The following is a 12,707-nucleotide window of genomic DNA, read 5'->3' as shown; positions in this document are numbered from 1 at the left end:
TGCTTTCAAATAATCGGAAGTATTATACTAAATTGGGAGGTGGAGCAAATATGCTCGGAGAAATATTATCTAGTTTTACGATGTTTTCAGAAACGATCGTTTTCTTTTGAATATAAACAGGCATCAAAACTTCATGTTCTAAAATAACAGGATGTACAGCCGCTTTAAGTTCTTTATGAACTTCTTCTTCAGATAAACTAATAGACATGCAGGTATTATTCCCTTTCTTTAACGCCTGAACAATTGTTGGGGTCGATAAGAAGGTAATAAAGATGAATAATAATATGCGTGCTACTAATTTCATTGAGGCAAAAATAGCGTTAAACAAATAAAATCAAAGCGACAAGGCAAAAATTTTATACAATTTTAACAAAAACATAAAAGCAGAATGATCAAACTAGACCATTCTGCTTTTTAACATTTTAATAGACAGCTTATTACAAGCTTTCGTCTAACCATGCATTCATCATCCAGATTGTTTTTTCCTGTTCTGCAATAAAGTCACTCATCATAGAATTTGTCCCTTCATCATTAATTTCGTCTGATTGGTTTAAAATCTCTCTTTCGATTTTTAATAAATCAGATAAAGAACTTACAATTAGATGCACTGCTTTTTCATCGTTTGAGATATTCTTTCCAACAGTTAGTTTATTGTTTTTAATATAATCTTCAAAAGTATGCAATGGAGTTCCTCCAATTGTTAAAACTCTTTCGGCAATCATATCGATTTTTAATTGTGAATCCGTATATAGTTCCTCAAATTTTACATGTAAGTCAAAGAAACGTTTTCCACGAATATTCCAGTGAATTCCTCTTAAATTTTGATAGTATACCTGAAAATTTGACAACAGTACATTTAACTCCTTTACTAATAATTCTGACTCTTTTACAGGTAATCCTAAAATATTTGTTTTCATAATCTTGTATTTTAATCACTAAGTTACTACAAATTTAAAGCATCTTCCTTAAAAAAATTATAAAAAAAAATTATATTTACCTATTTTTGCATCAAAAATTACTATCAAAATGACGATAACTCAATTACAATATGTGTTAGCTGTTGCAGAACATAAAAACTTTACACTTGCTGCCGAAAAGTGTTTCGTGACACAGCCAACATTAAGTATGCAGATTCAAAAAATTGAAGAAGAACTTAATATTTTAATTTTCGACAGAAGCAAGAAACCAATTCAGCTTACAGATATTGGACAGAAGATTGTAAATCAGGCCAAAAATATTGTAAACGAAGCCGACAGAATAAAAGATATTGTGGAGCAGCAAAAGGGTTTTATTGGCGGAGAATTTCGTTTGGGAATTATCCCAACCATTATGCCAACGCTTTTACCAATGTTTTTAAATAATTTCATTAAAAAATATCCAAAGGTTAAACTTTTAATTGAGGAACTTAATACAGATGAAATTATTGTAAAACTGAAAAACGGTCATCTTGATGCTGCTATTGCCGCTACTCCGCTTGAAGATGAAAAAATAAAAGAAATCGTTTTGTATTTTGAACCTTTCGTAGCTTATATTCCGGAACATCATGCTGTTTTTGAAAAACAGGAAATTGAAGTTGCTGACTTAAATATCAACGAAATCCTGCTTTTACAAGACGGACATTGTTTTAGAGACGGAATTTTAAACTTGTGTAAAAACGGTACTGACATCGACCAGAATAATTTCCAGATTCAAAGCGGGAGTTTTGAAACTTTAATAAAATTAGCCGATGAAGGTTTGGGCACAACGTTACTTCCGTACTTGCACACCTTAGACTTAAAAGATTCCGACAAACTGAAACTACGAAACTTTAAGGAACCAAAACCTGCCCGAGAGGTAAGTTTAATTTACCCAAAGAGCGAATTAAAAATGCAAATCATTGATGCCATTCGATCTACAATTGCCGGCGTTGTAAAAGGAGCCATTGTTTTTCAAAATGTTCAAATCATCAGTCCGCTGCAAAAAAAGCAATCATAAAAAAAGGAGCCAAATTGGCTCCTTTTCTTTTATACTTTAATTAGAAGTAGACTTTGTTTTAGTTCTGGTTTTTCAATAATAAAATTCAATAACCATTCTTGCAATTGTTCCATTTCGTATGGTAACAGGGTTTTGATAGCTTTTTCTAACTCTTTGCAGAAAAGTATCGGATCGAAACTTACTCTTTCAAGTATTGATTTCGTGTAATCAAACATCATTTTAGACATAATAAAATAAGATTTTCGGGGGTTATCTATATTTTTAAACTCGCAACAAATTTAATCAAATAACATTCATAGGTACACATTTTAACTTATTTTTTTAAAAACTTTAGCAACGAATACGTTTTCTTAAAACATATAAATCAATCTAGAACCATTCTAAACAACTCATTTAAACCTTTTTAAAGGCTCGAAACATTTCTCGTTTTCCAGGAGGGCCTGCCAGCTTCTCGACTGTAAATCCAACCGAAATCATACTTCTTTTAACAACTCCGCGCGCTGCGTAAGTAACAAGAACTCCATTTGGCTTTAAACTATTGTACATTTTTTGAAAAATCTCAGTACTCCAGAGCTCCGGCTGTACTCGATATCCAAAGGCGTCAAAGTAAATCAAATCAAAAATTTCTAAATCGTCGATTTCATCAAAAAATTGTTTTCTTTTGGTTAACGAGAAACGGCTGCTAATTTCGATTTTCTCATTCCATTCTGTTTTATGCATTTTTTCGAAAATGTTATCAAATTCCAATGCTTCCAGTTCTTCAACATAATTCATTCCCAAAACTTCCTCTGCATTTACCGGATAGGCTTCTACCCCAACATAATTAATTTGCTGCGGTTTATGTTCTGATTCTAAAAAAGTAATAAAAGCATTCAGTCCCGTTCCAAAACCAATTTCGAGAATAGAAACCGGATTTTTTTCAAATAATGACAAACCATTTTTTATAAATACATGTTTTGCTTCCTGAATTGCGCCGTGTTTAGAATGATAACTTTCATTCCATTCTTCTAAATGAATTGTCGTTGAGCCATCTAGCGTTTTAATTATTTCTCTTTTCACAATTTTCGAATTTTACAATGGTATATTCTCGTTTTTGAGTCCATTTTAGCACCCAAATTTAATCAAAACAAATGCGTAAAGCCTTAAAAAACGACAGTTTTTTCATAAATTCTTTATAAAACTTCGCTAAAATTTTAGGTTTATTATAAGATAAATAAATCTCAGTCAAACACAGGAATTAATGCAGTTTTACCAAGTAAATTATATATTTTTCCGTAATTTTGCATTCAACAAAACCTATTCTTCATCAGATCATTACGTTAGATTTTCATCTGAAAGAATACAAATTAGATAAAAACTTTACATAATTATGAGTACAACTCAAACAAGCAAAATTGAAATCAGAAAAGCTGAATCGTCTAAGATAAGCTCTGTAGACTTTGAAAACTTAAGCTTTGGTGCTGTATTTACAGACCATTTATTTGAATGTGATTACAAAAACGGACAATGGCAGACTCCGGTCATTAAGCCTTATGCTCCTATTTTAATGGATCCATCTTCTAAAGTCTTTCATTACGGTCAAGCTATTTTTGAAGGAATGAAAGCTTACAAAGATGAAAGTAATGATGTTTGGTTGTTTAGACCTGATGAAAACTACAAACGTTTCAACAATTCTGCAGTTCGTATGGCAATGCCAGAAGTTCCGGAAGATATTTTTATGGAAGGTTTAAATGAATTATTGAAAATCGATCAGGAATGGATTCAAAGAGGAAACGGAGCGAGTATGTACATTCGTCCTTTTATGATCGCTACAGGACCTGGTGTAATCGCAAATCCATCTGACGAATATAAATTCATGATTTTACTTTCTCCTGCAAAATCTTATTATGGAGGCGAAGTAAAAGTAATTATTGCTGAGCATTACAGCAGAGCTGCAAACGGTGGAATTGGTGCTGCAAAAGCGGCCGGAAACTACGCTGCTCAATTTTATCCAACTAACCTGGCAAACAAAGAAGGTTTCCAACAAGTTATCTGGACTGATGATGCGACGCATACAAAATTAGAAGAAGCCGGAACAATGAACGTTTTCTTCAGAATCAATGATACTTTATTAACAGCTCCAACAAGCGAAAGAATTTTAGATGGTATTACCAGAAAAAGTTTAATTGCAATGGCTGAAAAAGAAGGATTAAATGTTGAAGTTCGTCCGGTAATTGTTTCTGAATTAGTAGAAGCTGCAAAAAACGGATCTTTAAAAGAAATCTTTGGAGCAGGAACTGCAGCAGTTATCAGCGTAATTAAAGGATTCTCATATAAAGGTGAATATTTTGAAATGACGCCAATCGAAAATTCATATGCTTCTTTCTTAAAAGAAAAACTAACAAGTCTTCAAAACAAACTTTCTGAAGATACTTATGGATGGACAGTTAAAGTTCAATAATCCATAATTGATAATAAAAACAAACCCGATAAATTATAGTTTATCGGGTTTTCTATTTATAGTAATTTCGAAAAGTCAGGTTTAAAATAATTTGGTCCTTTCATTACTTTACCATCTTCACGATAAATTGGCTGGCCGTCTTCACCTAATTTACTCATATTACTGCGTTGAATTTCATCAAAAACAGCTTCAATCTTATCCTGCAGTCCGTGCTCGATAATAGTACCGCATAAAATATACATCATATCTCCAAGAGCATCAGCAATTTCGACTAAATCATTATTCTGCACTGCTTCAAGATATTCTTCATTTTCCTCTTTCATTAAATTATAACGAAGCAGTTTTTTGGTTTCTCCCAAATCAGCAATTGGAGTCTGGCTGTGGCCTATTTTAAAAGCAGTATGAAATTCAGTAACCGCATCAAGTTGTTTCTTCATGTTTTTATTCTATTAAATGAGATGGCAAATTAGCAACAAATCGTATACAATTCTCTAAATTTGTCAAAAATAATTTTTAAGTATGTTTAGTCAAGGACAATTAATATTCGGACTCTGTTTTTTTATTGCATTTGTAATCGTAATGATTTTCGCTTATCGCAAAGATCTCGCACTTCATAAAGTTTTTTACAAAGGAAATTATAAAGTACTGCTTGTATTTTTACTTTTTATAGCACTCCTGTTTGTCATCAAAATCTTTTTAAAAAGATAACAATCTATTATTTTATTTTAAGTTATAGTTTAGTCTCCCAATAAAATTTATAACTTTACGAAAAACCTGCACCAATATGAAGATTCTAAAATATTTATTCCTTTTACTATTATTAAGTTTAGTTGCTCTTACCGTTTTTGTTGCTACCCAAAAAGGGATTTTTTCTGTAGAAAGAAGTAAAGTAATCAATTCACCAAAAGCAACTGTCTATAATTATGTAAATGATTTTAGAAACTACGAAGATTTTGAATCTTGGGCAGTTGAAGATCCATCATTAAAGTTCAATTTCCCAAATAAAACTACTGGAATAGGCGGTTCTTTTTCCTGGTCAAACGAGGAAGAAACCGGAAATGCAGTAACCGTAAAAACAAAAGACGGAGAAAGCATTCAACAGAAAATGAAATACAACGGTACAGAAGCTGATGTAACCTGGACTTTTAAAGATACTTTGGCAGGAAAAACGAAAGTAACCTGGAAAGCAAAAGGAACAATGAGCTTTTTATTTAAAGTATACGCTGCTTTAAATGGTGGTTCGGACAAAGTTATTGGAACTATTTACGAAAAAAGCCTTGTAAACATTGACAAAAATCTGGATTACGAAACCAAAACTTATGCCGTGCAGGTAAATGGAGTTGTAAAGAAAACCGAAACTCCTTATATCAAACAGACTTTTACAAGTGAAATTCCGAAAATTAATAAAAACGCGAGAATCGTAATTCCTAAACTTATTCAGTTCAGCGAAAACAACGGACTCAGCGCAAGCGGAAAACCTTTCATTATTTATCATACTTATGATACTGCAACAGGATTAGCTAAAATTTCTATTTGTTTACCAATAAACAAAGAAATTTCGATTAGTTCAGGAAGTGATATTTTATCCGGAAAACTAAATGCGTTCGATGCCGTAAAAACAACTTTAAAAGGTGATTACTCGCACAGTAACGAAGCAATTGCGAAAACAACGGCTTATATTAATAAAGAAAAATTAACGCCTGAATTAAGCTGGTCGCATCTTGAAATTTTAGAAGTAAGTAAACTCGATGTAAAAAGTCCGTCTAAATTAGTAACTGAGATTTATTTCCCAATTAAAGTAAAATTAGTTCCTGCTGCGGTTACTACGCCAGTTTACTCACCAAATACGGACACAAGTACAGATACAGAAGAAACTACAACTACGCCAAAACCAGCTGTACACAAACCTGCAACGCCAAAACCTGCAACACCAGCAGCGACTCCGGCCGCAAAACCAGAAGAAGAACAGTCTGAATTTTAATTTTTTTTAAAGGTTGATTAAACCTTTTATATAAATTTCATTCTAACTGATTATAAAGTTTGATAAATCAAGAAGTTTGATCGACGAGAAGGAATTTATACAACAATTATTAGATCCTAAAACGCAGAATACAGCGTTTCAAAAACTGATATCTGATTATCAAAAACCGCTGTATTCTCATATTCGAAATATTGTTTTGAATCATGATGATACAGACGATGTTTTGCAGAATACTTTCGTCAAGGTATTTCAGTATTTAAAAAACTTTAAAGGGGAAAGCAAACTTTTTTCCTGGATGTACCGAATTGCAACCAATGAAGCTTTGACTTTTTTAAATCAAAAAGCAAAATTAAAAGGTATAACTTCTGAAGATTTACAAAATAAAACCATCGACAATTTAAAATCTGATGTTTATTTTGACGGTGATGAAATTCAAATCAAACTTCAAAAAGCAATCGTTACTCTGCCCGAAAAACAGCAGCTGGTTTTTAAGATGAAATATTTTGAAGAATTAAAATACGAAGAAATCGCAGAAATTCTAGGAACATCAGTTGGTGCATTAAAAGCATCTTACCATCATGCGGTAAAAAAAATTGAAATATATGTTACATCAAATTAAACCTTTTATAGCTAATATTATCTTATAGACATTATGAAAGAATTTAAATTAGAAAACGAACCGAAAATAACAGCTGGATTTAAAACTCCGGATCATTATTTTGATAACTTTTCGGCAAAAGTTTTAGAACAGATCAATGAAGGAGAACCAGAAGTAAAAGTAATACCGCTTTACAAACGTAAAAAAGTTATTTCGATAGCTGCAGCGGCCGCAATTTTTATTGCATTTTTGATTCCAACTGCCAATCATTATTATAAAGCTTCAAAAGAATTGGACGAAGCAACTTTAGAAACTTATCTGGCTTATCAGTCTAACTTAAATCAATACGATTTAATTAAAGAATTAGATACCAAAGACATTGATAAACTAAACAAGAATGTTGCATTAGAAGATGAAACTCTGGAGGATATTTTAGCAACGAATCCAAATATTGAAAATTTAATTTCTGAATAAAAACAAAATTATAAAAATATGAAAATCAAAAATATATTAACAGTAGTTCTGTTTTTTGCGACTTTATCATTTTATGCTCAAAATGATAAAAACGATGAAAAACGAGAAAAAGTTAAAGCGTTTAAAGTTTCATTTTTGACAACAGAACTTGAACTTACTTCGACAGAAGCTGAAAAATTCTGGCCAATTTACAATGCATACGATGACAAACAGTTTGAATTACGTCATGATAAAATGAAAACGTATCTGCGAAAACTGGATGATGATAATTTAAGTTCGATTTCAGAAAAAGAAGCCGTTACCTTGTTATCGCAAATAGAAAGTACAGATAAAGAATTATACCTTTTGCGTGAAAAATTCATGACCAATCTAAAAAAGGTGTTACCGGCAAAAAAGATATTAAAGCTTAAAAAATCAGAAGATGATTTTAACCGAAAATTATTAAAACAATATCGGGATAAAGCAGGCAAGAATTAATTGCCATTACAAAACAACAGCGATAAGAACCCTATATAATAATACTTACTTTATTATTTAGGGTTCTTATTTTTTTATTTAAAGTTAAGGCGGACTACTTTATTATGTCCTGCAGCAATTGCCGTATTTCTATTTACAAAACGAATTGTAAAAAGTTTTGAATCTGTTGAAAGCTGTGTCCAGTTTTCGCCTCCATTTTGAGAATATTGTATTCCTTCAGATCCCACACAAATAATTTCTTTACCATTTCCTCCCGGAACGTATTGCACGCAGGATGCGTAACCAAAGCCCATATTCTGCCCTATTAATTCCCAGGTTTTTCCACCATCTTTAGTAAAGGCTTTATTATCTGATTTTTTGTTTGGAAGATCATAATCACCTCCGGCAATAAATCCGTGTTTAGCATCGTAGAAATCAGCTGTAAAAATACCCGTCATCGTTTTTCCCTGAACGATAGGAGTTTCTACTACTTTCCATGTTTTTGCTTTATCCGGAGAATAAAAAACACGCGCTTTTTTTCCGCCCGAAACCAGCCAGGTATCATTGCCTTTAATCACAATATTGGTATTACTTGCTGCAAAAGCCGCTTCGCCTGAAGCATTTGTTGGAAGCTTGTCTGATAATAACTTTGTCCATGTTTCGCCGCCGTCGCGAGTTACAATTACAGAAAAAGTATCTTCTGTTGGGTCGCCAATTGCAATTCCTTCTTTATCATTCCAAAACTGCATACTGTCATAAAAAACTCTCGGATTAATTTCTTTGTAAACCAATTTAAACTTATGATCTTTTTTAGAAACCGAATAAAGTAAAGCCGGATTTGCTACACTCAGTAAAAAAACATCTTTAGAAGTCTGAGCGATGCTTCTAAACTCTAATTTAAGCGTATCGCGATAGATATGCTCTTCAAATTTTTCTTTTTTATCCAGATCATAATATCCAAAACGAGAATTATCGGCACCGTACCAAACCTTGTTTTTATCTATTACAATCGCTCTAATACTAATTTTATCCTTAAACAAAGTATCTACGGTCATAGAGGTAAAGCCGCCATAAAATACTTTTTTAGTGCCGTAATTAAATGTTGTAAAAGACATTAGCAAAACAAAAACACCACAAAATAAAACCAGTTTTTTCATAAAATTAAAATTTGTTTAATGCTAAAATACGATTATTTATAACATCTCAAATATGTTTAGTTTTTTTTCAGAAAATAATATTTTTCAGACCTTTTTTGTTCAATCAAAATTAAGTTGCAATTCAACAAAACAACAATCACCTAAAAACATGATAGTTAGACCTACACAAACCTAAAATTGAATTTATGGCACAGTAATTGGATATCTCCTAGTACAAATAATTTAATATGATTTTATCATGAAAACGAAATTACTTTTAATAGCCGTTATAGCATTAGTTTTTGGTTCTTGTGCCGCACAAAATCAAACTACTGTTTATGCAAAAAATTCAGATATAAGCGATAATTTAGATTTACGAGCCGTTGCTTCTATGTTTGGAGAATCTTCAAACCTTCAGGATTTTGAAAGACGTTTGAACGATCCAAAGTATCAAATTTCCAACCTTGACTTAAATGGCGATGATCAGGTAGATTATTTACGTGTAATCGAGTCTGTAGAAGACAGAACGCACGTAGTAATTATACAAGCTGTTCTAGACCGTGATGTTTATCAGGACGTTGCCACAATTGATGTAGAAAGAGACAATTACAACAAAGTAAGTGTTCAGGTTGTAGGTAACTCTTATTTATACGGTGCTAATTATATTTATGAGCCTGTTTATAGTGTTGCTCCGGTAATTTATACCTCATTTTGGGTTACGAATTACAGACCGTATTACTCAACATACTATTGGGATTACTACCCAACGTATTACACAGCATGGGCTCCATATCCTGTTTACAGATACAGAAATAACGTAAACGTATGTATCAATGTACATAACAACTACAATTATGTAAACACGAGAAGAAGTTACAGAGCTCCGGCTATATACGAAACAAGACGTACGTATGGTTACGAAAGAATGAGACCAAACTATAGTTTTGCCGATAGACACAGCAATGTAAGCAACAGATATGATTTAGATCAAAGAAGAATTGCAAGCAGAGAATCGAACAGATCTTATAACACTTACAATACTGACAGATCAAATTCAGGAAGAGTTTCTACAGACAGAAACTATACGGATAACAGATCTAATTCTAACAGAAGTTATAACAATACAAATCGTGTATCAAACACGAATAGAGACAACAGCGGAGTTGTAAATACACCTTCGAGAACTGAAAGTACTCCAAGAACAGATTACGGAAGAAATAATTCTTACCCTTCTGCTCCAAGAGGAAATTCAGAAAACAGATACAATACAAACAGAACATCTTCTCAACCAACTGAAACACCGAGAAGTTATTCTGAAACAAGAACCAATTCTTCCAGACCAGCAGCTCCTGTACAGAGAACAGAATCTCCAAGAAGCTATTCTGAAAACAGAGGAAATTCTGAAAACAGATCAAGTACACAGAGATCTCAAAACACACAACGTTCTGAATCTCCAAGAGCAAGTCAGGAATCGAGAGCCAGCCAGCCGCAAAGAGAAAGCAGCTCAGGCTCTAGAGGAGGCGGAAGAAGAGGTTAAGAATAGTTCAATTTACATTTAAAATTAAAAGCACAATTTGGGGATTGTGCTTTTTTTTATCTTTTTAATTATAATTGCCGCTAATTTGTTTTAAAACAGTAAATTTGCAACCGTCTTTTATAAAAATATACATGAGCGCATCGCATAAAAACTTACATAGTAAGTTGTCTATAGGGGGTTTATTGATAACATTAGGGATTATTTACGGAGACATTGGTACTTCTCCATTATACGTAATGAAGGCCATTCTTGGCGATCACACCATTAATGCCGACATTGTTTTAGGAGGTATTTCATGTGTATTTTGGACTTTAACACTGCAAACTACAATTAAGTATGTTCTTATTACCTTAAGTGCAGATAATCATGGTGAGGGTGGTATTTTTGCATTATACGCATTAGTCAAGAAAACTAAAATTCAGTGGCTCATTGTGCCCGCCATTATTGGAGGAAGTGCCTTACTGGCTGATGGTATTATAACACCGCCAATCTCAATCTCATCTGCCGTTGAAGGAATTAGGGCATTTTATCCAACCATGGAAACTCAAACTATAGTTTACATTGTTATTACAATCCTATTTATCCTATTTACGATACAGCAATTTGGAACTAAATTGGTTGGAAAGTTTTTCGCTCCAATGATGCTGATCTGGTTTGCCATGTTAGGAACATTAGGTTTTATACAGATTATAAACTTTCCGCAAGTTATTAAGGCAATCAATCCTTACTATGCTTATCACCTGCTTTCCGTTCATCCTGATGGATTCTTTGTATTAGGTTTTGTATTTTTATGTACAACCGGAGCCGAAGCTTTGTACTCAGACATGGGACACTGCGGAAGAAAAAATATCAGAATCAGCTGGATGTTTGTAAAAACAACTTTAGTATTAAATTACTTTGGTCAGGCTGCCTATTTAATTCACCACGAAGGAAGCACATTGCAGCAATTAGGCGGAGAAAACGGAAATCCATTTTACCTTATCATGCCGCATTGGTTTTTACCATTCGGAATTGTAGTCGCCACTTTGGCAGCCGTAATTGCTTCTCAAGCCCTTATCAGCGGATCGTTTACTTTGATCAACGAAGCAATGCGTTTGAATTTCTGGCCTAAAGTAAAAATTAAATATCCTACCGAAGTTAAAGGACAATTGTACATTCCGTCGATTAACTGGTTATTGTTTTTTGGTTGTGTTGGAATTGTATTACACTTCGAAAAATCAGGAAATATGGAGCATGCTTATGGTCTTGCCATCATATTATGTATGATTATGACGACCATTTTGCTGAACTATTATTTAATCATGAAACGTGTTAAATTGTACTTCATGGTACCGCTTATCACTATTTATTTATTGATCGAATTTAGTTTCCTTATTGCCAACATCACTAAGTTTGCCGAAGGTGGTTACGTAACTTTAATCATTGCAATTCTTCTTATCTCTATCATGACAATTTGGTATTTAGCTAAGAAAATCAACAAAAGCTATACTAAAATCATCAAGATTGACGATTATAAAAAGGTATTAATGGAGTTGAGCGAAGATTTATCGATTCCGAAATATGCCACGCATTTAGTATATATGACAAATGCAAATCGTGTAGATGAATTAGAGGAAAAAGTAATTTATTCAATTTTACAAAAACGCCCAAAAAGAGCCGACATATATTGGTTTGTACACGTAAATATTCTTACCGAACCTTATAAAACGCAATATAAAGTTACCGAAATCGCAAAAGACGATATCTACAGAATCGATTTTAACTTAGGATTTAGAGAACCTACCAAAATCAATTTAATGTTTAGAGAAGTAATTCGTGATATGGTAAAACGTGGAGAAGTAGATATTACCAGCCGTTACGAATCATTAAACAAAAACAATATTATTGGTGACTTTAAATTTGTCTTGTCTGAGAAATTCTTATCTAACGACAATGATCTAAGATGGCACGAAAATATTATCATGAACTCTTATTTCTTTATTAAGAAACTGAGTTTATCTGAAGAAAGAGCTTTTGGATTAGACAGCAGCTCGGTAAAAATAGAAAAATTCCCAATGGTGCTTCACGCTCCGGAAAATATTGGATTAACAAGAATTACAAAAGAATAAGCT

Annotated in this window: 14 protein-coding genes; 8 read left to right on the top strand and 6 right to left on the bottom strand. The window is 32.7% G+C overall.

The window, feature by feature from the left end:
* Positions 1 to 22 precede the first annotated feature (22 nt).
* Positions 23 to 304: a hypothetical protein gene (locus AC1RRQ_RS13515; RefSeq protein ID WP_493023561.1), complete on the bottom strand. Its 282-nt coding sequence runs from the start codon at positions 302 to 304 to the stop codon at positions 23 to 25.
* A gap of 133 nt (positions 305 to 437) precedes the next feature.
* The gene (locus AC1RRQ_RS13510; protein WP_493023560.1) at positions 438 to 917 is read right to left on the bottom strand and encodes a Dps family protein; all 480 of its coding nucleotides are present in this window, start codon (positions 915 to 917) and stop codon (positions 438 to 440) included.
* 109 nt (positions 918 to 1,026) lie between these two features.
* On the opposite strand from AC1RRQ_RS13510, the gene AC1RRQ_RS13505 reads away from it, so the two are divergent.
* Complete coding sequence (locus AC1RRQ_RS13505) at positions 1,027 to 1,974, top strand: LysR substrate-binding domain-containing protein (RefSeq protein ID WP_071638948.1); 948 nt, start codon at positions 1,027 to 1,029, stop codon at positions 1,972 to 1,974.
* A 29-nt stretch (positions 1,975 to 2,003) separates the two neighbouring features.
* On the opposite strand, the gene AC1RRQ_RS13500 is transcribed toward AC1RRQ_RS13505, so the two are convergent.
* Together AC1RRQ_RS13500 and mnmC2 are read right to left on the bottom strand one after the other, a co-directional pair.
* Complete coding sequence (locus tag AC1RRQ_RS13500; RefSeq protein ID WP_017496117.1) at positions 2,004 to 2,201, bottom strand: hypothetical protein; 198 nt, start codon at positions 2,199 to 2,201, stop codon at positions 2,004 to 2,006.
* A 166-nt stretch (positions 2,202 to 2,367) separates the two neighbouring features.
* Positions 2,368 to 3,033 (bottom strand): tRNA (5-methylaminomethyl-2-thiouridine)(34)-methyltransferase MnmC2, encoded by a 666-nt coding sequence (gene mnmC2 / locus AC1RRQ_RS13495; RefSeq protein WP_493023559.1) that lies wholly within the window; start codon positions 3,031 to 3,033, stop codon positions 2,368 to 2,370.
* A 310-nt stretch (positions 3,034 to 3,343) separates the two neighbouring features.
* Here mnmC2 and AC1RRQ_RS13490 point away from each other — a divergent pair, with 310 nt between their 5' ends.
* Positions 3,344 to 4,414: a branched-chain amino acid aminotransferase gene (locus tag AC1RRQ_RS13490; protein WP_493023558.1), complete on the top strand. Its 1,071-nt coding sequence runs from the start codon at positions 3,344 to 3,346 to the stop codon at positions 4,412 to 4,414.
* Positions 4,415 to 4,470: 56 nt separating this feature from the next.
* On the opposite strand, the gene AC1RRQ_RS13485 is transcribed toward AC1RRQ_RS13490, so the two are convergent.
* Entirely contained in the window at positions 4,471 to 4,851 is a 381-nt protein-coding gene (locus tag AC1RRQ_RS13485) for a pyrophosphohydrolase domain-containing protein (RefSeq protein ID WP_194604155.1), read from the bottom strand.
* A 347-nt stretch (positions 4,852 to 5,198) separates the two neighbouring features.
* On the opposite strand from AC1RRQ_RS13485, the gene AC1RRQ_RS13480 reads away from it, so the two are divergent.
* The 4 genes from AC1RRQ_RS13480 (at position 5,199) to AC1RRQ_RS13465 (ending at position 7,944) form a co-directional block, all read left to right on the top strand.
* Positions 5,199 to 6,395 carry an SRPBCC family protein gene (locus AC1RRQ_RS13480; RefSeq protein WP_493023557.1) on the top strand — a complete coding sequence of 399 codons (1,197 nt, stop codon included), beginning with the start codon at positions 5,199 to 5,201 and terminating at the stop codon, positions 6,393 to 6,395.
* 76 nt (positions 6,396 to 6,471) lie between these two features.
* Positions 6,472 to 7,014 carry an RNA polymerase sigma factor gene (locus AC1RRQ_RS13475; protein ID WP_493023556.1) on the top strand — a complete coding sequence of 181 codons (543 nt, stop codon included), beginning with the start codon at positions 6,472 to 6,474 and terminating at the stop codon, positions 7,012 to 7,014.
* A 33-nt stretch (positions 7,015 to 7,047) separates the two neighbouring features.
* Positions 7,048 to 7,467 carry a hypothetical protein gene (locus AC1RRQ_RS13470; RefSeq protein WP_493023555.1) on the top strand — a complete coding sequence of 140 codons (420 nt, stop codon included), beginning with the start codon at positions 7,048 to 7,050 and terminating at the stop codon, positions 7,465 to 7,467.
* An 18-nt stretch (positions 7,468 to 7,485) separates the two neighbouring features.
* The gene (locus AC1RRQ_RS13465; protein ID WP_493023554.1) at positions 7,486 to 7,944 is read left to right on the top strand and encodes a sensor of ECF-type sigma factor; all 459 of its coding nucleotides are present in this window, start codon (positions 7,486 to 7,488) and stop codon (positions 7,942 to 7,944) included.
* Positions 7,945 to 8,018: 74 nt separating this feature from the next.
* Here the strand turns inward: AC1RRQ_RS13465 and AC1RRQ_RS13460 are convergent, their stop codons facing one another.
* Complete coding sequence (locus AC1RRQ_RS13460) at positions 8,019 to 9,080, bottom strand: WD40/YVTN/BNR-like repeat-containing protein (protein WP_493023553.1); 1,062 nt, start codon at positions 9,078 to 9,080, stop codon at positions 8,019 to 8,021.
* A gap of 238 nt (positions 9,081 to 9,318) precedes the next feature.
* On the opposite strand from AC1RRQ_RS13460, the gene AC1RRQ_RS13455 reads away from it, so the two are divergent.
* Entirely contained in the window at positions 9,319 to 10,596 is a 1,278-nt protein-coding gene (locus tag AC1RRQ_RS13455) for a hypothetical protein (protein WP_493023552.1), read from the top strand.
* 131 nt (positions 10,597 to 10,727) lie between these two features.
* On the top strand, positions 10,728 to 12,704 hold the full coding sequence (locus tag AC1RRQ_RS13450) for a KUP/HAK/KT family potassium transporter (protein ID WP_493023551.1): 1,977 nt from the start codon (positions 10,728 to 10,730) through the stop codon (positions 12,702 to 12,704).
* Positions 12,705 to 12,707 lie beyond the last annotated feature (3 nt).

This window comes from Flavobacterium sp. GW821-FHT12A05 (genome assembly GCF_058807735.1).
This window is presented reverse-complemented; position numbering and strand designations above follow the sequence as displayed.